19 protein-coding genes are annotated in these 20,005 nt (G+C 69.7%); 9 read left to right on the top strand and 10 right to left on the bottom strand.

All coding sequences use genetic code 11. The features are described 5' to 3' along the window. Window positions 1–11 precede the first annotated feature (11 nt). The 6 genes from OG841_RS35350 to OG841_RS35325 all read right to left on the bottom strand — a co-directional run bounded on the left by OG841_RS35350 (window position 12) and on the right by OG841_RS35325 (window position 5,762). Window positions 12–1,268, bottom strand: a complete 1,257-nt coding sequence (locus tag OG841_RS35350; protein ID WP_328637674.1) for a cysteine desulfurase — start codon at window positions 1,266–1,268, stop codon at window positions 12–14. Next, a complete protein-coding gene (sufC, locus tag OG841_RS35345) occupies window positions 1,265–2,029 on the bottom strand; it encodes a Fe-S cluster assembly ATPase SufC (RefSeq protein WP_059206187.1) in 765 nt (254 codons plus the stop codon). The genes OG841_RS35350 and sufC overlap by 4 nt, the downstream gene beginning before the upstream one ends. Before the next feature lie 7 nt (window positions 2,030–2,036). Continuing rightward, on the bottom strand, window positions 2,037–2,354 hold the full coding sequence (locus OG841_RS35340) for a non-heme iron oxygenase ferredoxin subunit (RefSeq protein WP_328637675.1): 318 nt from the start codon (window positions 2,352–2,354) through the stop codon (window positions 2,037–2,039). Continuing rightward, window positions 2,354–3,535, bottom strand: a complete 1,182-nt coding sequence (gene sufD, locus OG841_RS35335) for a Fe-S cluster assembly protein SufD (protein ID WP_365117815.1) — start codon at window positions 3,533–3,535, stop codon at window positions 2,354–2,356. Before sufD ends, OG841_RS35340 begins: the two co-directional genes overlap by 1 nt. Before the next feature lie 62 nt (window positions 3,536–3,597). Then, window positions 3,598–5,022: a Fe-S cluster assembly protein SufB gene (gene sufB / locus OG841_RS35330; protein WP_266566365.1), complete on the bottom strand. Its 1,425-nt coding sequence runs from the start codon at window positions 5,020–5,022 to the stop codon at window positions 3,598–3,600. Then, a complete protein-coding gene (locus OG841_RS35325; RefSeq protein WP_328637677.1) occupies window positions 5,019–5,762 on the bottom strand; it encodes a helix-turn-helix transcriptional regulator in 744 nt (247 codons plus the stop codon). The genes sufB and OG841_RS35325 overlap by 4 nt, the downstream gene beginning before the upstream one ends. Window positions 5,763–5,923: 161 nt before the next feature. On the opposite strand from OG841_RS35325, the gene OG841_RS35320 reads away from it, so the two are divergent. Genes OG841_RS35320 through OG841_RS35305 form a run of 4 tightly spaced genes read left to right on the top strand, consistent with a single transcriptional unit; the run spans window position 5,924 to window position 9,555 of the window. Further along, the gene (locus tag OG841_RS35320) at window positions 5,924–6,793 is read left to right on the top strand and encodes an aminoglycoside N(3)-acetyltransferase (protein ID WP_365117820.1); all 870 of its coding nucleotides are present in this window, start codon (window positions 5,924–5,926) and stop codon (window positions 6,791–6,793) included. A gap of 10 nt (window positions 6,794–6,803) precedes the next feature. Then, window positions 6,804–7,727 (top strand): ABC transporter ATP-binding protein, encoded by a 924-nt coding sequence (locus OG841_RS35315; RefSeq protein WP_365117823.1) that lies wholly within the window; start codon window positions 6,804–6,806, stop codon window positions 7,725–7,727. Continuing rightward, a complete protein-coding gene (locus tag OG841_RS35310; protein WP_328637680.1) occupies window positions 7,724–8,494 on the top strand; it encodes an ABC transporter permease in 771 nt (256 codons plus the stop codon). Before OG841_RS35315 ends, OG841_RS35310 begins: the two co-directional genes overlap by 4 nt. 38 nt (window positions 8,495–8,532) lie before the next feature. Then, window positions 8,533–9,555 (top strand): COX15/CtaA family protein, encoded by a 1,023-nt coding sequence (locus OG841_RS35305; protein ID WP_328637681.1) that lies wholly within the window; start codon window positions 8,533–8,535, stop codon window positions 9,553–9,555. Here OG841_RS35305 and OG841_RS35300 read toward each other — a convergent pair. From OG841_RS35300 to OG841_RS35285, 4 genes are all read right to left on the bottom strand, one after another. Beyond that, window positions 9,510–10,229, bottom strand: a complete 720-nt coding sequence (locus tag OG841_RS35300; protein ID WP_365117828.1) for a nucleotidyltransferase domain-containing protein — start codon at window positions 10,227–10,229, stop codon at window positions 9,510–9,512. The genes OG841_RS35305 and OG841_RS35300 overlap by 46 nt on opposite strands. Window positions 10,230–10,247: 18 nt before the next feature. Then, entirely contained in the window at window positions 10,248–11,354 is a 1,107-nt protein-coding gene (locus OG841_RS35295; protein WP_365117831.1) for an amidohydrolase family protein, read from the bottom strand. A 233-nt stretch (window positions 11,355–11,587) separates the two neighbouring features. Further along, a complete protein-coding gene (locus OG841_RS35290; RefSeq protein WP_328637684.1) occupies window positions 11,588–11,920 on the bottom strand; it encodes a hypothetical protein in 333 nt (110 codons plus the stop codon). A 44-nt stretch (window positions 11,921–11,964) separates the two neighbouring features. Further along, the gene (locus OG841_RS35285) at window positions 11,965–12,918 is read right to left on the bottom strand and encodes a heme o synthase (RefSeq protein WP_328637685.1); all 954 of its coding nucleotides are present in this window, start codon (window positions 12,916–12,918) and stop codon (window positions 11,965–11,967) included. Between the two features lie 354 nt (window positions 12,919–13,272). Between OG841_RS35285 and tkt the strand changes: the two genes are divergently transcribed. Genes tkt through pgl form a run of 5 tightly spaced genes read left to right on the top strand, consistent with a single transcriptional unit; the run spans window position 13,273 to window position 19,967 of the window. Then, window positions 13,273–15,360 carry a transketolase gene (gene tkt, locus OG841_RS35280; RefSeq protein ID WP_328637686.1) on the top strand — a complete coding sequence of 696 codons (2,088 nt, stop codon included), beginning with the start codon at window positions 13,273–13,275 and terminating at the stop codon, window positions 15,358–15,360. Between the two features lie 33 nt (window positions 15,361–15,393). Further along, complete coding sequence (gene tal / locus OG841_RS35275) at window positions 15,394–16,512, top strand: transaldolase (RefSeq protein WP_328637687.1); 1,119 nt, start codon at window positions 15,394–15,396, stop codon at window positions 16,510–16,512. A 4-nt stretch (window positions 16,513–16,516) separates the two neighbouring features. Beyond that, window positions 16,517–18,040 carry a glucose-6-phosphate dehydrogenase gene (gene zwf, locus OG841_RS35270; RefSeq protein ID WP_328637688.1) on the top strand — a complete coding sequence of 508 codons (1,524 nt, stop codon included), beginning with the start codon at window positions 16,517–16,519 and terminating at the stop codon, window positions 18,038–18,040. Further along, the gene (opcA, locus tag OG841_RS35265) at window positions 18,037–19,188 is read left to right on the top strand and encodes a glucose-6-phosphate dehydrogenase assembly protein OpcA (RefSeq protein ID WP_328637689.1); all 1,152 of its coding nucleotides are present in this window, start codon (window positions 18,037–18,039) and stop codon (window positions 19,186–19,188) included. Before zwf ends, opcA begins: the two co-directional genes overlap by 4 nt. Continuing rightward, window positions 19,185–19,967: a 6-phosphogluconolactonase gene (gene pgl / locus OG841_RS35260; protein ID WP_371568216.1), complete on the top strand. Its 783-nt coding sequence runs from the start codon at window positions 19,185–19,187 to the stop codon at window positions 19,965–19,967. Before opcA ends, pgl begins: the two co-directional genes overlap by 4 nt. Window positions 19,968–20,005: the final 38 nt, after the last annotated feature.

The raw sequence follows: 20,005 nt of genomic DNA, 5'->3' as shown, positions 1-20,005 counted from the left end.
CAGCACGCCCTTCAGCCGAAGAAGTTCCGTACGTGCTCCAGCCCCTCGACCAGTGCGTCGATCTCGGCCGGCGTGGAGTACAGATAGAACGACGCTCGCGTGGTCGCGGGAATTCCGTACCGCAGGCAGACCGGCCGCGCGCAGTGGTGACCGACCCGGACCGCGATGCCCTGCTCGTCGAGGACCTGGCCCACGTCGTGCGGGTGGATGTCGCCGAGCGTGAAGGAGATCGCCGCGCCCCGGTCCTCGGCCGTGGCCGGGCCGATGATCCTGAGGTCCGGGACCTCCGCCAGGCGCTTCACCGCGTACTCGGTGATCGCGTGCTCATGGGCGAGGATCTTGTCCATGCCGATCGAGTTCAGATAGTCGATCGCGGCGCCCAGACCGACCGCCTGCGCGATCGGAGGCGTGCCCGCCTCGAACTTGTGCGGCGCCGGGGCGTACGTCGACGAGTGCATCGACACGGTCTCGATCATCTCGCCACCGCCCAGGAACGGCGGCAGGTCCTCCAGGAGCTCCTGGCGACCCCAGAGCACGCCGATGCCCGTCGGGCCGCACATCTTGTGACCGGTGAAGGCCACGAAGTCGGCCTGGAGGGCCTGTACGTCCAGCGGCATGTGCGGCGCGGCCTGCGAGGCGTCGATGCAGACCAGCGCGCCGACCTCCTGCGCGCGGCGCACTATCGCCTCGACCGGGTTGACCGTGCCCAGGATGTTCGACACCAGCACGAAGGAGACGATCTTCGTCTTCTCGGTGATGATCTCGTCGATGTTGGACAGGTCGAGCCGGCCGTCGTCGGTCAGGCCGAACCACTTCAGCTTCGCGCCCGTGCGCTGCGCGAGCAGCTGCCACGGCACGATGTTGGAGTGGTGCTCCATCTCCGTGATGACGATCTCGGTCTCGTGGTCCACCCGGTAGGGCTCGTCGGCCCAGCCCAGCATGTTCGCCACGAGGTTGAGCGACTCGGAGGCGTTCTTGGTGAAGATCACCTCGTCGCGGCTCGGCGCGTTGATGAAGGCGGCGACCTTGTCGCGCGCGCCCTCGTACAGCGCCGTGGCCTCCTCGGCGAGCACATGCACACCGCGGTGGACGTTGGCGTTGTAGCGCTCGTAGTACTCGTTCAGGGCGTCGAGCACCTGGCGCGGCTTCTGCGAGGTCGCCGCGTTGTCCAGGTACACGAGCTTCTTACCGTCGTGGACCTGGCGGTCCAGGATGGGGAAGTCCTTGCGGATCGCCTCTGTGTCGAGGAGGCCCGGCAGCTGCGTCACGCGGATACGCCACCCTTCGTGTATGCCTCGTAGCCCTCGTTCTCCAGCTTGTCGGCGAGCTCCGCGCCGCCGGACTCGACGATGCGACCGCCGGAGAAGACGTGGACGAAGTCGGGCTTGATGTAGCGCAGGATGCGCGTGTAGTGCGTGATCAGCAGGGTGCCGACCTCGCCGGTCTCACGGACGCGGTTGACGCCCTCGGAGACGACGCGCAGGGCGTCGACGTCGAGGCCGGAGTCCGTCTCGTCGAGGATCGCGACCTTCGGCTTGAGCAGCTCGAGCTGGAGGATCTCGTGGCGCTTCTTCTCACCGCCGGAGAAGCCCTCGTTCACGTTGCGCTCGGCGAAGGCCGGGTCCATGTTGAGACGCTCCATGGTCTCCCTGACCTCCTTCACCCACGTCCGCAGCTTGGGGGCCTCGCCGCGGATGGCGGTGGCGGAGGTGCGCAGGAAGTTGGACACGGAGACGCCGGGGACCTCGACCGGGTACTGCATCGCCAGGAACAGGCCCGCGCGGGCGCGCTCGTCGACGGACATCTCCAGGACGTCCTCGCCGTCGAGGGTGACGGTGCCGCCGGTGATGGTGTACTTCGGGTGACCCGCGAGCGAGTAGGCGAGCGTCGACTTGCCGGAGCCGTTGGGGCCCATGATGGCGTGCGTCTCGCCCTGCTTCACGGTGAGGTCGACGCCCTTGAGGATCTCCTTCGTGGCGTTGTCGGCCTCGACGGTGACGTGCAGGTCTCGGATTTCAAGCGTTGCCATGGGTGCCTCAGGACTCCTGGGAAAGGGAGACGAGCACATCGTCCCCTTCGATCTTTACTGGGTATACGGGGACGGGGCGCGTCGCGGGAAGGCCGGACGGTTTGCCGGTGCGCAGGTCGAAGCTGGAGCCGTGCAGCCAGCACTCGATCTGGCAGTCCTCCACCTCGCCCTCGGAGAGCGAGACGTTCGCGTGCGAGCAGATGTCGTGGATCGCGAACACCTCCCCCTCGGTCTGCACGACCGAGACCGGCGTGCCGTCGAGTTCCACCCGCTTCGGGGTGTCCTCCTCCAGCTCGCTCAGCCCACAGGCGCGTACATAGGCCATCAGACTGTGGCCTCCAGCTCCTCGTCGATCTTCACGAGAAGGCGCTCTTCGATGTCGTCGACGCCGATCTGCTGGACCAGCTCGGCGAAGAAGCCGCGGACGACGAGGCGCCGGGCCTCGTCGGCCGGGATGCCGCGGGCCATCAGATAGAAGAGCTGCTCGTCGTCGAAGCGGCCGGTCGCACTCGCGTGGCCGGCTCCGACGATCTCGCCGGTCTCGATCTCGAGGTTCGGCACGGAGTCGACCCGGGCGCCGTCGGTGAGGACGAGGTTGCGGTTCATCTCGTACGTGTCCGTGCCCTCGGCCTTGGCCTCGATGAGCACGTCACCGATCCACACCGCGTGGGCGCCCTCGCCCTGGAGCGCGCCCTTGTAGGCGACGTTCGACTTGCAGTGCGGGGTGTTGTGGTCGACGAGGAGGCGGTGCTCCTGGTGCTGGCCGGCGTCGGTGAAGTACAGGCCGAACAGCTCGGCCTCGCCGCCGGTGCCGGCGTAGGCGACGCGGGGGTGCAGCCGGACGAGGTCGCCGCCGAAGGTGACCACGAAGGACTTGAAGGTGGCGTCCCGGCCGATCAGCGCGTTGTGCTGGGCCACGTGCACGGCCTTGTCGTCCCAGTCCTGGACGGAGACGACGGTCAGCTTGGCGCCGTCACCCAGGACGTAGTCGACGTTGGCGGCGAGTACGGCGTCACCGGTGTGGTCGATGACGACGACGGCCTCGGCGAAGGCTCCGAGCTCCACGACCTGGTGGGCGTAGGTGGTCCCGCCCTCGCCGTGCACGGCGATCCGGATCGGCTCGGTGAGGACCGTCTCCTTGGGGACGGTGATCACGCCGGCCTTCTCGAACGCCGAGTACGCCTGGGCGGCGATGCGGTCCACCGGGGTGCCGGCCCTGCCGAGGCGGGCGTCGTCGCGGCCGACGGTCTCGATCACGACCCCCTCGGGGGCCGCGATGTCGACCTTCACGCCGTCGCCGGTGGCGACCGCGGAGCCGTCGTGCAGCCCGCGCAGCCGCTCCAGCGGCGTGAACCGCCACTCCTCCTCGCGGCCGTGGGGGACCGGGAAGTCCGCCACGTCGAAGGACGGGGGCGCGCTCATGCGCGTGGCGACGGTCGACTCGGCGGCCACCGCGATCTGGCCGGCGGTGGTGGATCCCACCGGAATGTTCTGAGCCTCAGCCATGGCTGTCGGTCTGCTCTCTTTCCTACGTCGGAATTCGCTAGCTGCTTGCGGGGAGACCGGTCTTAGCCGACCGCGCCTTCCATCTGCAGCTCGATCAGCCGGTTGAGCTCAAGGGCGTACTCCATGGGGAGTTCCTTCGCGATCGGCTCGACGAAGCCGCGCACGATCATCGCCATCGCCTCGAACTCGCTCAGGCCACGGCTCATCAGGTAGAAGAGCTGGTCCTCGGAGACCTTGGAGACGGTCGCCTCGTGGCCCATGGACACGTCGTCCTCGCGGACGTCCACGTAGGGGTACGTGTCGGAGCGGGAGATGGTGTCGACCAGCAGCGCGTCGCACAGCACGTTCGACTTGGAGCCGTGGGCGCCCTCGCCGATCTCGACGAGACCGCGGTAGGACGTACGGCCGCCACCGCGCGCCACGGACTTCGAGACGATGTTGGAGGACGTGTTCGGCGCCATGTGGACCATCTTGGAGCCGGCGTCCTGGTGCTGCCCCTCGCCCGCGAAGGCGATGGACAGGGTCTCGCCCTTGGCGTGCTCGCCCATCAGGTAGACGGCCGGGTACTTCATCGTCACCTTGGAGCCGATGTTGCCGTCGATCCACTCCATGGTCGCGCCCTCGTACGCCACGGCGCGCTTGGTGACCAGGTTGTAGACGTTGTTCGACCAGTTCTGGATGGTCGTGTAGCGGCAGCGGGCGCCCTTCTTCACGATGATCTCGACCACCGCGGAGTGCAGGGAGTCCGACTTGTAGATCGGGGCCGTACACCCCTCGACGTAGTGGACGTAGGCGTCCTCGTCGACGATGATCAGCGTCCGCTCGAACTGGCCCATGTTCTCCGTGTTGATACGGAAGTAGGCCTGGAGCGGGATCTCCACGTGCACGCCCTTCGGCACGTAGATGAAGGAGCCGCCGGACCACACCGCGGTGTTCAGCGACGCGAACTTGTTGTCGCCGACGGGGATGACGGTGCCGAAGTACTCCTTGAAGAGCTCCGGGTGCTCCTTCAGGGCCGTGTCGGTGTCCAGGAAGATGACGCCCTGCTCCTCCAGGTCCTCGCGGATCTGGTGGTAGACGACCTCGGACTCGTACTGGGCCGCGACACCGGCGACGAGGCGCTGCTTCTCCGCCTCGGGGATGCCGAGCTTGTCGTACGTGTTCTTGATGTCCTCGGGCAGGTCCTCCCAGGACTCCGCCTGCTTCTCCGTGGAGCGCACGAAGTACTTGATGTTGTCGAAGTCGATGCCGGAGAGGTCCGATCCCCAGTTCGGCATGGGCTTCTTGCCGAACAGGCGCAGACCCTTGAGACGGAGCTTGGTCATCCACTCCGGCTCGTTCTTCTTGGCGGAGATGTCCCGGACGACGTCCTCGTTGATACCGCGCTTGGCAGAGGCACCAGCCACGTCGGAGTCGGCCCAGCCGTATTCGTAGTTGCCCAGACCCTCGAGCTCAGGGTGGGCGGTCTCCTCGATGGGGAGTGTCATGCGGGGTTCCTCCCGGCGGTACTTGCGGATGCGTTATCAGTGGTCTGGGAAATCTTGGGGATGAACGTCGTGCAGACGCCGTCGCCGTGCGCGATGGTCGCCAGTCGCTGGACGTGCGTTCCGAGCAGCTGGGAGAAGATCTCGGTCTCCGCATCACAGAGCTGGGGGAACTTCTCAGCGACATGGGCCACCGGGCAGTGGTGCTGGCAGAGCTGCTCGCCGACCGGTGCGCTCCGCGCCGTAGCAGCGTACCCGTCCGCGCTCAGGGCCTTGGCCAGGGCTTCGGTGCGCTCCTCGGGGGCGGCGGACTCGACGGCCTTGCGGTATTCCTCGGCCTGCGCGGCGATCCTCGCGCGTGCGAAGGCGACGACCGCCTCATCCCCGCCGAACCGCTCCTGGATCCAGCTCAGGGCGTCCGCGGCGAGCTTGTCGTACGACTGGTCGAAGGCGTCCCGGCCGCAGTCGGTGAGCGCGAAGACCTTGGCGGGACGGCCACGCGTCCGCGCGCCGTACACCCGCTGCTCCCGCGCCTCCACGACCTCGTCGGCCGCCAGGGCGTCCAGATGACGTCGTACGGCCGCATGGGTGAGGCCCAGTCGGCCGGCCAGCTCTGCGACGGTCGACGGGCCGTGGTCCAGGATGGATCGCGCGACGCGGTTGCGGGTGGACCGCTCACCGGTCGCGAGCTCCTCCTGAGGGGCCCCCGTGGGGGTCTCCCGAACCTCGCCGACGTTTTTCACAACGCCATTGTTGCGTAATTCCTCAGGACCGGGCAAGCCGTGTCCCATCCGGTGGACGGTGCCCTGCATCACTTAGGCATCCCTAACCTGACCTGGGAGAACGATCTTTGATCGATCAAACCGGTGGCATGTCGCGGCCCTGTCAGGGACACTGCGGAACCATGCCGATACCACCTCCCACCGGCCCACTTGTCACCCGCGACACCCTCGCGGGGCAGCTGCGCGAGCTGGGGGTCCGCAGCGGCGAGATCCTCCTCGTGCACTCCTCCCTGAGCGCCCTCGGCTGGGTCTGCGGAGGCCCGGTAGCGGTGGTCCAGGGACTGCTCGACACCCTCGGCCCGGACGGCACACTCGTGGTCCCCACCCAGACCGGCGACCTCTCCGACCCGGCGGTGTGGAGCAACCCGCCGGTGCCCGAGGAGTGGTGGGACACGATCCGGGCGACCATGCCCGCCTACGACCCCCTCGTCACGCCCTCGCGCGGGGTCGGGGTGATCCCGGAGACGGTGCGCACCTGGCCCGGCGCCCGGCGCAGCGCGCACCCGCAGACCTCCTTCGCGGCGATAGGCCCCCGCGCGCACGCGGTCCTGGACGGACACGCCCCCGACTGCCGCCTCGGCGAGCACAGCCCGCTGGCCCGCCTCGAGGACCTCCACGCGCGCGTGCTGCTCCTCGGCGCGGGCTACGACACCTGCACGAGCTTCCATCTCGCCGAGTACCGCGTCCCGACCCCGCTGGTGAGGGTCGGCCGCCCGGGACCGGACGGGTGGGAGGTGGTGACGGAGGTCTCGATCACCTCGGACCGCTTCGACGAACTGGGCCACGACTTCGAGCGCGACCGGGCCGTCGTCGTACGGGGGAGGGTGGGCGCGGCCGACGCTCGGCTGTTCCCGGTGGCGGAGGCCGTGCGGTACGCGCAGCGGTGGCTGCCGCTGCACCGGCCACGGGAGGACACCCCCCGGAACGCCCTGGGAGGAGGTCCGGGTGGAGATCCTGCACCCGCCCGTCTGCGGCGCGGGTGGCGAACCTAGACTCGGGCCCATGCGAAGTGAGCCCGTGGTCCAGGTCCACGCCCTGGTGAAGCGGTACGGCACGAAGACCGCCGTGGACGGCCTCGACCTGGTGGCCCGGGCGGGCGTGACCGCCGTACTCGGGCCCAACGGCGCGGGCAAGACGACGACGGTCGAGACCTGCGAGGGATACCGGCGGCCGGACTCCGGCACGGTACGGGTCCTGGGCCTCGACCCGGTGCGGCAGGCCCGTGAGCTGCACCCGAGGATCGGCGTGATGCTGCAGTCCGGGGGCGTGTACTCGGGCGCCCGGGCCGACGAGATGCTGTGGCACGTGGCCAAGCTCCACGCACACCCCCTCGACGTGGACGCGCTGATCGAGCGCCTGGGCCTCGGCAGCTGCGGCAGGACGACGTACCGGCGCCTGTCCGGCGGCCAGCAGCAGCGGCTGGCGCTCGCCATGGCCGTCGTGGGCCGCCCGGAGCTGGTGTTCCTGGACGAGCCGACCGCCGGCCTGGACCCCCAGGCCCGCCGCTCGACCTGGGACCTGGTCCGCGACCTGCGCGCGGACGGCGTCTCGGTCATCCTCACCACGCACTACATGGACGAGGCCGAGCAACTCGCCGACGACGTGGCGATCATCGACGGCGGCCGGGTCATCGCCCAGGGCTCCCCGGAGGAGCTGTGCCGGGGCGGCGCCGAGAACACCCTGCGTTTCATGGGCCGCCCCGGCCTCGACGTGGGCTCCCTCCTGAAGGCCCTCCCCGCCGACTCCTCGGCGGCGGAGCTGACCCCCGGCTCCTACCGGGTGGTCGGCAAGGTCAACCCGCAACTGCTGGCGACGGTGACGTCCTGGTGCGCCCAGCACGGCGTGATGCCGGAGAAGATCTCGGTGGAACGGCACACCCTGGAAGACGTCTTTCTCGAACTCACGGGCAAGGAGCTGCGCGCGTGACGGCCACCGGTATGTACACCCCGAAGCCGGGCGCGGCGCCGCTGGGACGCATGATCGCGACCCAGGCGGTCCTGGAGACGAAGATGCTCCTGCGCAACGGCGAGCAGCTCCTGCTGACGGTGGTGATCCCGACCCTGGTGCTGGTCCTGTTCAGCTCGGTGGACATCATCGACACGGACGAGGGCAAGGCGGTGGACTTCCTCACCCCCGGCGTTCTCGCCCTCGCGGTCATGTCGACGGCCTTCACGGGCCAGGCGATCGCGACCGGCTTCGAACGCCGATACGGCGTCCTGAAGCGTCTGGCCTCCTCCCCGCTCCCCCGCTGGGGCCTGATGACGGCGAAGACGGCATCGGTCCTGGTGACGGAGATCCTCCAGGTGATCCTGCTGACCGCGGTCGCCTTCGCGCTGGGCTGGTCACCGCACGGCAATCCGTTGTCCGTGCTGCTCCTGCTGATCCTGGGCACGGCGGCGTTCTCGGGCCTCGGCCTCCTGATGGCAGGCACCCTGAAGGCGGAGGCGACCCTGGCGGCGGCGAACCTCGTCTTCCTCCTGCTGCTGGTGGGCGGTGGAGTGATGGTCCCCCTGTCCAAGTTCCCTTCAGGCGCCCAGGACGTCCTGGGTCTGCTGCCTATCACCGCCCTGTCGGACGGCCTGCGGGACGTGCTGCAGCACGGGGCCGGGACGCCGTGGGGCGACCTGGGGATTCTGGCGGTGTGGGCCGTGGCGGGTCTGGCCCTGGCCGGACGCTTCTTCCGCTGGGAGTAGGGGGCCCTCGTGAACGCGTGCACAAGCGGCCCCCTACGATGGAACGCGTGCCGAACCTGACCCGCGCCGACGCCGTAGCGGCCGTCCGCAACCCGCTCGCCTTCATCGCCGCACGCTGGACCCCGACTTCCCGGACGGTTCAGCGGGCGGCCCTCGCCGCGCTCGTCATGGCGGTGGTCATCGTGGTCACCGGCGGGGCGGTGCGGCTGACCGGGTCGGGTCTCGGGTGCCCGACCTGGCCCAAGTGCACGGACGACTCGCTGACCGCGACCAGCGCGATGGGCTTCCACGGTGCCATCGAGTTCGGCAACCGGATGCTCACCTACGTGCTGTGTGCCGCCGTCGGATGGGCGATCATCGCCGCGCGCTCCGAGAAGCCGTACCGGCGCAGCCTGACCCGGCTGGGCTGGGCGCAGTTCTGGATCGTGATGAGCAACGCGATCCTCGGCGGCATCGTCGTCCTCGTGGGCTTGAACCCGTACACGGTCGCGGCCCACTTCGTGGCGACGACGGCCCTGATCACGGTCGCCGCGGTGATGTGGCAGCGCACCCGCGAGGGCGACACGGCACCCCGTCCGCTGGTCGGCAAGCCGGTGCAGCAGCTGGTGTGGTTCCTGGTCGCGGCCGCCGCCCTGCTGATCCTCGTCGGCACCGTCGTGACCGGCGCCGGACCGCACGCCGGTGACTCCAGCGAGGTCGAGCGGATGCCGCTGGACTGGGAGACGGTGAGCAAGGTGCACGCGGTCCTGGCCTGGATCGTGGTGTCGCTGACCTTCGCCCTGTGGTTCATCCTCAAGGCGGTCGACGCCCCCAAGGGCCCCCTGCACCGCACCCGCGAGCTCTTCCTGGTCCTCCTCTCCCAGGGCGTCATCGGCTACGTCCAGTACTTCACCGACCTGCCCGAGTTCCTGGTCGGCCTGCACATGCTCGGCTCGGCCCTGGTGTGGATCGCGGTCCTGCGTGTCCTACTGGCCCTGCGGGAGCGGTCCGAGGGTGAGCCGGCCGAGGTCCCGGCTCAGTCGTACGCCGCCACCAGTTCGTCGATCGCCGGGCCCAGGTAGCCGCGGGTCAGCGCCGCCCTGTTCTCGACGGCGGGTTCGCCGGGCTCGCCGTAGCGGCGCCTCCGGATGTCCTCGACGACCTCCACCGGCGCCCCGAGCCCCGGCAGCAGTTCCAGCGCCTCGCGCTTGCTGATCAGTCGCCCCTCCCCCAGCGTGACGCTCGCGCGGGCGAAGGTCAGCAGCCCCCCGTCGACCCACACGTCCCGGGTCCACAGCGGGGCGTTGTCGAGGGCCGGGCGCCAGAAGTCGCGCTGGTCACGGACGATGAAGTCGGCGAGCTCGCGGTCCGATACCGGCGGCAGCAGTTCGGCGGGCGGTTTCCCCAGCAGCACCCGTCCGAAGCTGTGCAGTTCGCGCAGGGTCACCTGGGTGACCGGCCGCTTGAACAGCTCCTCGTGCGCCCAGGTGAGGTGGCGGCGGCCCGGATCGGCCGAAGGCGTCAGATAGGTGCAGTGCAGCTGCCCGGACAGCGGCTCGGCCCGCAGCCGGGCGTGCGCCTTCGCCAGCCGCCAGACCGTGCGGGGTGTCAGCGAGGGCAGTACGGCGATCAGGTCCAGGTCGCTGCGGCCCTCCTGGTAGTCACCGCCCGCGAGGGAGCCGTGGGCCCAGACGGCGACGGGGGCGAGCGGGGCGAGCCCGGTCAGGAAGCGGTCCAGTAACACCTCTGTCTGCATGCACCCATCCTGTACAGCTCACTCCAGTCCGTACACCCTGCGCGCGTTCCCCGCCGCGATCAGGCCGGCCACCCGCTGCGCGTCCGCCAGTGACCAGGCCCCCTCCGTGACCCAGCCGCCCAGGACCCGGGCCAGCGCCTCGCGAAACAGGTGGGCGCCCACGACATGCAGTTCGGGCAGGCTGTGGGCCCCGCTGGAAAAGACGATCTTGCCGAAGGGGGCCAGTTCCAGGATCTCCGCGAGGACGGTAGCCGCGCGGGCGCCGGTGCGGACGAGGGCGGCTCCGGAGTCGGCGTAGACGTGGGGGAAGACGCCGGCGAGATGGGCGGCGTGCCGGTGGTAGGGGTAGCTGTGCAGAAGGACGAGGTCGGTGCCGAGGCCCGCGGTGGCCCGGACGAAGTCGGTGAGCAGCACCGGGTCGGTGCGGTCGATGCGCAGACCCGGTTCGCCGAGCCCGGCGTGCAGCTGGAGGGGCAGGCCCGAGGCGGCCGCGATCCACAGCAGGTGTCGTAGCAGAACGGGGTCGGACAGTTCGCCGCCCACCCGGCGGCCCGCCAGCCATCGGCCCGCCGCGCCCCGCACCTCTCCCGGCCCGGGTGGCTCGGGCGCGAGTGCCAGGCCGTGCCGTACCCCCGCCACCGACGTGAAGGCGACCGCGCTCGCGGCGGCTCCGTGCACCGACTCGGCGAGGTTGGCGAGGAAGGACTCGACGGTGCCGGAGGTGTCGGCGACCTGTTCGGCGAGGAGCTCCAGGCGCACGATCTCGCGGGCCTCGGCGTCCGCGGCGGAGGCCAGCTCGGCGGGGCCGGTGAGGTCGCCAGGCAGTCCCGTGTCGACCAGATACGTCGTGATTCCACTGCCGCGCAGCAGCCTGCGGCCCGCTTCCAGTACGCCCAGCTCGCGGCGCCGGGCCAGATAGCGGGCGGGCGGACAGTGCGGTTCCAGGCCGAGCAGGGGCGGGCACCATCGTCGTACGGCGAAACCCGTCTGGGTGTCGAACAGCGTGGTCCCCGGGGCGGGCGGGCCCTCGGTGCGGGCCAGCTGGGTCTCGAAGGTGCCGAGACCCAGCTCCGTCCTCAGTACGCCGTGGCAGTACTGGTCCACGAGGGACGGCGTTTCGATCATCCGGGCTCCCCGTTGCTGGACCGTGTCGCTGCTCACAGGTCCTAACGGGTGAACGGGGCATCAGGTGTTGGTGTCACACACCCCGTGCGAAGCGCTCCGCGGGCTGAGCCGTTTCGCCCGCCGTGAGGGACGGCACCGCCCTTCGCGCGACGGCGGGCCCGTCGTGGCTGATCGCACCCACGCGGCGGAGCCGCACGTCGACAAAGCCCCGCGCGCCTTCGGGGCGCGTCTGATCAGCCGTTGCTCGGGCCGCCGACCTGGATGCCCGCCATCCGGGTCCACTCGTACGGCCCCGTCCTCACCTTCGCGGCGAACTCGCCGTCGAACTCCTCGTGAACCGTGATGCCGGACTTCTCGACGGCCTTCTCGGCGATCTCGTACGAGGGGGCCACCAGGTCGCCCCAGCCGCCGTCCTCGCCGACGAGGACGATCCGGGTGCCGCGCTCACCGATGTAGGCCAGTTGGCCCTCGGCGCCGCCGTGCTCCTTGGAGAAGGCGCTGATCTGCTTGGCGAGCCGGGCGACCTTGCGCGCGGCCTTCGCGTCAACCTGCTGCGTGTCTGCCATGACCAGGATGCTACCGACGGGTAGAGGGAACGGCGACGTGACCCTTACCTCAGGAAGGGGTCGACCGCCACCGCGAGGAAGAGGAGCGACACATAGGTGATCGACCAGTGGAACAGCCGCATCTCCTTGAGCTTCGCGCCCGTCACCTCGGCCTTGGCGCGGTTCTGCAGCCCGTGCGCCTCCCACAGCCAGAAGCCGCCCGCGAGCAGCGCGACCGCCGTGTAGAACCAGCCGGTGTAGCCGAGCGGCGTCAGCAGCAGCGAGACCGCGACCATCACCCAGCTGTAGATGACGATCTGGCGGGCGACCACCTTGTTGGAGGCGACCACCGGCAGCATCGGCACGCCCACGCGCGCGTAGTCCTCGCGCACCTTCATCGACAGCGGCCAGTAGTGCGGAGGCGTCCAGAAGAACATGACCAGGAAGAGGATGATCGGCGCCCACGACATGGAGTTCGTGACGGACGACCAGCCGATGAGGACCGGGAGGCAGCCGGCGATGCCGCCCCACACGATGTTCTGCGAGGTACGGCGTTTGAGGATCATCGTGTAGACGACGACGTAGAAGAGGAGCGCGCCGAGGGAGAGCCAGGCGCTCAGCCAGTTGACGGCGAGTCCGAACAGCAGCGTCGAGACGACCGCCAGCGTGATGCCGAAGGCCAGACACTCGCGCGGCGACACCATGCCGGTCACCAGTGGACGCTGCGAGGTGCGGTCCATGAGCGCGTCGATGTCGCGGTCGATGTACATGTTGAGCGCGTTGGCGCCGCCGGCCGAGAGGTAGCCGCCGACACAGGTGAGCAGGACCAGCTTCAGGTCCGGCACACCCTGCTGCGCCAGGAACATCACCGGAACGGTGGTGATGAGCAGCAGCTCGATGATCCGAGGCTTGGTCAGCGCCACGAACGCCTTGACACGGGCCCCGAACGGCCGGTGAACCGGGCTCTGGCTCGCACCGAGCACACCCGCTGGACGGGATTCGACGGCCGTCACGCACACCCCTACAGAGACATCCCAGCAAGCCTCACCCGTGTGAAGTCCCGGTAAAGGCTCGCGCGTACCACGCCACTGTAGACGTTGCCCATACCCCGATATTCGCGGGGGTCGGGTCGTGTCCGAGGGCGCCCCCGGAAGAGCTCCGGCGCACTCGGTTGAGCACTCTTACGAGCGGCTGCGTATTCAGTTGCCGAATGCGGTACGGGCCAGTCGGGAGGCGGATGTCCGCGCGGCCCGGCAGTCTGGAATGACTCGAAAAAACGCACGTACTTACGGGGGTAGGCTCGACAACGGCCGGGCGTCCCGTGCCCCGGCATTTCGACATGCGTGACATGTGGAGAGGAGCCCTGACCCAGGGTGAGCACCAAGCCGACCACCACAGACCTCGAGTGGACCGAGTTGGACCAGCGGGCCGTCGACACCGCCCGCGTCCTGGCCGCCGACGCCGTACAGAAGGTCGGCAACGGCCATCCCGGTACGGCGATGAGCCTGGCCCCCGCCGCCTACACCCTCTTCCAGAAGGTGATGCGGCACGACCCGGCCGACCCCGACTGGGTCGGCCGCGACCGCTTCGTGCTGTCCGCGGGCCACTCGTCCCTGACCCTCTACACCCAGCTGTACCTGGCCGGTTTCGGTCTGGAGCTGGACGACCTGAAGGCGTTCCGCACCTGGGGTTCGAAGACCCCGGGTCACCCGGAGTACGGCCACACCAAGGGCGTCGAGACGACCACCGGTCCGCTCGGCCAGGGTGTCGCCAACGCCGTCGGCATGGCGATGGCCGCCCGCTACGAGCGCGGTCTGTTCGACCCGGAGGCCCCCGAGGGCACCTCCCCCTTCGACCACTTCGTCTTCGCCATCGCCGGTGACGGCTGCCTCCAGGAGGGCATCTCCGCCGAGGCGTCCTCGATGGCCGGCCACCAGAAGCTCGGCAACCTCGTCCTTCTGTGGGACGACAACCACATCTCGATCGAGGGCGACACCGAGACGGCCGTCTCCGAGGACACGGCCAAGCGCTACGAGGCGTACGGCTGGCATGTGCAGCGCGTCGCCCCGAAGCCGGACGGCGACATCGACCCGCATGCCGTCTACAACGCGATCGAGGCCGCGAAGAAGGTGACGGACAAGCCGTCCTTCATCGCGATGCGCTCGATCATCGCCTGGCCCGCCCCGAACGCCCAGAACACCGAGGCCGCGCACGGCTCGGCGCTCGGCGACGACGAGGTCGCGGCGACCAAGCGGGTGCTGGGCTTCGACCCGGAGCAGTCCTTCGAGGTGTCCGACGAGGTCATCAACCACACCCGCCAGGCGCTGGAGCGCGGCCGTCAGGCGAAGGCCGAGTGGGAGAAGTCCTTCCAGGAGTGGCGCAACAACAACTCCGAGCGCGCGGCCGAGTTCGACCGCATCGCCGCGGGTGAGCTGCCCAAGGACTGGGAGTCCTCGATTCCGGTCTTCGAGCCCGGCAAGGGTGTCGCCACCCGCGCCGCGTCCGGCAAGGTCCTCCAGGCCCTCGGCGCGGTCATCCCCGAGCTGTGGGGCGGCTCCGCCGACCTCGCGGGCTCGAACAACACCACGATCGACAAGAACAGTTCGTTCCTCCCGGCGGACAACCCGCTGCCGGAGGCGGACCCGTACGGCCGCACGATCCACTTCGGCATCCGCGAGCACTCCATGGCCGCGGAGATGAACGGCATCGCGCTGCACGGCAACACCCGTATCTACGGCGGTACGTTCCTCGTCTTCTCCGACTACATGCGCAACGCCGTCCGGCTCTCGGCGTTGATGCACCTGCCGGTGACGTACGTGTGGACGCACGACTCCATCGGCCTCGGCGAGGACGGACCGACGCACCAGCCGGTCGAGCACATCGCCGCACTGCGCGCGATCCCCGGCCTGAACGTGGTCCGCCCGGCCGACGCCAACGAGACCGCGATCGCCTGGCGCGAGATCCTCAAGCGCTGGACCAAGGAGTTCGGCAAGGGTGCCCCGCACGGCCTGGCGCTGACCCGTCAGGGCGTGCCGACGTACGAGCCCAACGAGGACGCCGTCAAGGGCGGTTACGTCCTGTTCGAGGCCTCCACGGGGACTCCCGAGGTCATCCTCATCGCCACCGGTTCCGAGGTGCACGTGGCCGTCGAGGCACGCGAGCAGCTGGAGGCCGACGGGGTGCCGACGCGCGTCGTCTCCATGCCGTCCGTGGAGTGGTTCGAGGAGCAGGACCAGGGGTACCGGGACAGCGTCCTGCCGCCGGCCGTGAGGGCCCGTGTCGCGGTCGAGGCGGGTATCGGCCTTACCTGGCACAAGTACGTCGGGGACGCCGGTCGCATCGTTTCCCTGGAGCACTTCGGTGCTTCCGCGGACGGCAAGGTGCTCTTCCAGGAGTTCGGCTTCACTGGCGAGAACGTGGCCGCGAAGGCGCGGGAATCTCTCGCCGCCGCCCAGCGCTGACGCTCACATACGACACGTAGGAGATGTAATTCCATGACAGACGCACTCAAGCGCCTCTCCGAGGAAGGCGTGGCGATCTGGCTGGACGACCTGTCGCGCAAGCGGATCACGTCCGGCAACCTCGCCGAGCTGATCGACCAGCAGCACGTCGTGGGCGTCACCACCAACCCGTCGATCTTCCAGAAGGCGATCTCCGAGGGCGACGGCTACGACCAGCAGCTGTCCGACCTCGCCGCCCGCAAGGTCACGGTCGAAGAGGCCATCCGCATGATCACCACGGCGGACGTCCGGGACGCGGCCGACATCCTGCGCCCGGTCTTCGACGCCACGGGCGGCCAGGACGGTCGCGTGTCGATCGAGGTCGACCCGCGCCTGGCGCACAACGAGAAGGCGACCGTCGCCGAGGCCAAGCAGCTCGCCTGGCTCGTCGACCGCCCCAACACCCTCATCAAGATCCCGGCCACCCGTGCGGGCATCCCGGCGATCACCGACGTCATCGGCCTCGGGATCAGCGTCAACGTCACGCTGATCTTCTCGCTGGAGCGCTACCGCGAGGTCATGGAGGCCTTCCTGGCCGGCCTGGAGAAGGCCAAGGAGCGGGGTCTCGACCTGTCGAAGATCCACTCCGTGGCGTCCTTCTTCGTGTCCCGTGTGGACACCGAGATCGACAAGCGCATCGACGCGCTCGGCACCGACGAGGCCAAGGCCGCCCGCGGCAAAGCCGGCGTCGCCAACGCGCGCCTCGCCTACCAGGCGTACGAGGAGGTCTTCTCGGGCGAGCGCTGGTCGAAGCTGGAGAACGCCGGCGCGAACAAGCAGCGTCCGCTGTGGGCCTCGACCGGCGTCAAGGACAAGGCCTACAAGGACACCCTGTACGTCGACGAGCTGGTGGCGCCGAACACGGTGAACACCATGCCGGAGGCGACCCTGTTCGCCACCGAGGACCACGGCCAGATCCGCGGCAACGCGGTCGCCGGTACGTACGAGCAGGCCCGTGCGGAACTCGACGCCGTCGAGAAGCTCGGGATCTCGTACGACGAGGTGGTGCAGCTCCTGGAGGACGAGGGCGTCGAGAAGTTCGAGGCGTCCTGGAACGACCTGCTCAAGTCGACCGAGGCGGAGCTTCAGCGCCTCGCCCCATCGGAGGGCTGAACTCTTGTCGAGCAGCAACCCGCTGCGTGACCCCGCCGACCGACGGCTCCCGCGTATCGCGGGGCCGTCGGGCCTGGTCATCTTCGGCGTCACGGGCGATTTGTCACGAAAGAAGCTCATGCCCGCCGTGTACGACCTCGCGAACCGGGGTCTGCTGCCACCGGGCTTCTCGCTGGTCGGCTTCGCCCGGCGGGACTGGGAGAACGAGGACTTCGCGGAAGTCGTCCACGACGCCGTCAAGGAGCACGCCCGGACGCCGTTCCGCGAGGAGGTCTGGCAGCAGCTCATCCAGGGGATGCGCTTCGTCCAGGGCACTTTCGACGACGACGACTCGTTCGAACGGCTGCGCGACACCATCGACGAACTCGACAAGGCGCAGGGCACCGGCGGCAACTTCGCCTTCTACCTGTCCGTGCCGCCGTCGGCCTTCCCCGTGGTCATCCAGCAGCTGAAGAAGCACCGGCTGGCCGACCAGTCGAGCGGCTCCTGGCGGCGCGCGGTCATCGAGAAGCCCTTCGGCCACGACCTCAAGTCGGCCGAGGAGCTCAACGCGACCGTCGAGGAGGTCTTCGCCCCGGACCAGGTCTTCCGCATCGACCACTACCTGGGCAAGGAGACCGTCCAGAACATCCTGGCGCTGCGCTTCGCCAACACGATGTTCGAGCCGATCTGGAACCGGTCCTTCGTGGACCACGTGCAGATCACGATGGCCGAGGACATCGGCATCGGCGGCCGGGCCGGCTACTACGACGGCATCGGCGCCGCCCGTGACGTCATCCAGAACCACCTGCTCCAGCTCATGGCCCTCACCGCCATGGAGGAACCGGCCTCCTTCGACGCGGACGCGCTGGCCGCCGAGAAGACCAAGGTGCTCGGCGCCGTCCGGCTCCCCGCCGACCTGGGCACCGCCACCGTGCGCGGGCAGTACGCGGCGGGCTGGCAGGGCGGCGAGAAGGCGGTCGGCTACCTCGAAGAGGACGGCATCGACCCCCGGTCCAAGACCGACACGTACGCGGCCATCAAGGTGGAGATCGACAACCGCCGCTGGGCGGGCGTCCCGTTCTACCTGCGCACCGGCAAGCGTCTGGGCCGCCGGGTCACCGAGATCGCGGTGGTCTTCCAGCGCGCGCCGCACTCCCCCTTCGACACGACGGCCACCGAGGAGCTCGGCTCCAACGCGATCGTCATCCGCGTCCAGCCCGACGAGGGCGTCACCGTCCGCTTCGGCTCCAAGGTGCCGGGCACCTCGATGGAGATCCGGGACGTGTCCATGGACTTCGCCTACGGCGAGTCGTTCACGGAGTCCTCTCCCGAGGCGTACGAGCGCCTGATCCTCGACGTCCTGCTCGGCGACTCCAACCTCTTCCCCCGCACGGAGGAGGTCGAGCTGTCCTGGAAGATCCTCGACCCGATCGAGGAGTACTGGGACACGCACGGCAAGCCCGCCCAGTACCCCTCCGGTACCTGGGGCCCGGTCGAGGCGGACGAAATGCTCGCACGAGAGGGACGGAGCTGGCGCCGGCCATGAAGACAGACCTCACGGACACCACCGCCAGCAAGATCAACAAGGCGCTGGTCAAGGGCCGCCGGGACATCGGGACACCGGCCGTCGGCATGGTGCTCACGCTGGTCATCGTCACGGACGAGGAGAACGCCTACGACGCCCTCAAGGCCGCCAACGACGCGTCCCGCGAGCACCCCTCGCGCACGCTGGTGGTCATCAAGCGGGTGTCGAGGAGTCCTCGTGACCGCACCCAGTCCCGCCTCGACGCCGAGGTACGGGTGGGCGCCGACGCCGGCACCGGCGAAACGGTGGTGCTGCGGCTGTACGGCGAAGTCGCCGACCACGCCCAGTCGGTCGTCCTCCCGCTGCTGCTGCCGGACGCGCCGGTCGTCGTCTGGTGGCCGGTGGCCGCACCGCTCGACCCGGCCGGGGACCCGCTCGGGGCGCTCGCCCAGCGGCGGGTCACCGACACCTACTCCTCCGAGCAGCCGGTGCGCGAGCTGACGGCACGCGCCGACACCTACACCCCGGGCGACACCGACCTCTCCTGGACCCGGATCACGCCGTGGCGCTCGATGCTGGCCGCCGCGCTCGACCAGGTCACCTGCAAGGTGGACGCCGTCGAGGTGGAGGGCGAGGAGTTCAACCCGAGCTGCGAGCTGCTGGCGATGTGGCTGGCGGACCGGCTGGACGTGCCGGTGAAGCGGTCGCTGTCCGGCGGTCCGGGTCTCACGGCCGTACGCCTGCACACGGACAGCGGTCCGATCGTCCTGGACCGCGCGGACGGCTCGCTCGCCACGCTCTCCATCCAGGGCCAGCCGGACCGTGCGGTGGCGCTCAAGCGCCGGGACACCGCCGAGCTGATCGCGGAGGAACTGCGCCGGCTGGACCCGGACGACACGTACGCCTCCGCGCTGCGGTTCGGGGTGGAACGGCTGAACCCGTCGGCTCCCTTTCCGGAACCGGCCCCCAAAGGAGAACCTGGCTCCGATGCCGGAGAACCCGGCTCCGGAGATTCCGTCTCCGCGGAGCCGGCCGCAACCGGAGCCTCCGCGGAAGTCGCCGTCAAAGCCCCTGTCGAGGGCCCTGCGAAAGCTTCCGGGCAGGAAGCGGCGCCGTCGGCATCGCTGAAGCCGGTCCCCTCCGGGCTGTCCGGGAAGGCGGCGAAGTGAGCACCCCGCAGCTGGTCGTGCACCACGACAAGGAGCTGATGGCGCAGGCCGCCGCGGCCCGTCTGATCACGAAGATCGTGGACGCGCAGGCCTCCCGGGGCTCGGCGTCGGTGGTCCTCACGGGCGGCCGCAACGGCAACGGCCTGCTCGCCGCGCTGGCCGCGGCGCCCGCCCGGGACGCCGTCGACTGGGGCCGTCTGGACCTGTGGTGGGGCGACGAGCGCTTCCTGCCCGAGGGCGACCCGGAGCGCAATGTCACGCAGGCCCGCGAGGCCCTGCTGGACGCCGTACCGCTGGACCTGAAGCGTGTGCATGCCATGCCCGCGTCGGACGGTCCCTTCGGGCACGACGTCGAGGCCGCGGCGGCGGCCTACGCCGAGGAGCTGGCCCGTGCTGCCGGTCCCGAGAACCACGGCGCGGTCCCGACCTTCGACGTCCTGATGCTGGGCGTGGGCCCGGACACCCACGTGGCGTCCCTGTTCCCGGAGCTCCCCGCGGTACGGGAGACCGAGCGCACGGTCGTCGGCGTCCACGGCGCCCCGAAGCCACCGCCGACCCGGGTCACCCTCACGCTGCCCGCCATCCGCGCGGCGCGCGAGGTCTGGCTCCTGGCGGCCGGCGAGGACAAGGCGCAGGCCGCGGCGATCGCCCTGTCCGGCGCGGGTGAGATCCAGGCGCCGGCGGCCGGGGCCCGTGGCCGGGCCCGCACCCTGTGGCTGCTGGACTCGGCGGCGGCCTCCCAGCTGCCGAGGTCGCTGTATCCGCCGGCGTCGTCGTAACAGCCGCCTTCGAGAAGGCGGTTCGGACGCCGGGTCCC

Origin of the sequence: Streptomyces canus (genome assembly GCF_041435015.1) — a bacterium.
Classification (GTDB): domain Bacteria; phylum Actinomycetota; class Actinomycetes; order Streptomycetales; family Streptomycetaceae; genus Streptomyces; species Streptomyces canus_G.
The sequence above is the reverse complement of the archived record's forward strand: the minus strand, read 5'-3'. Positions and strand labels throughout refer to the sequence as shown.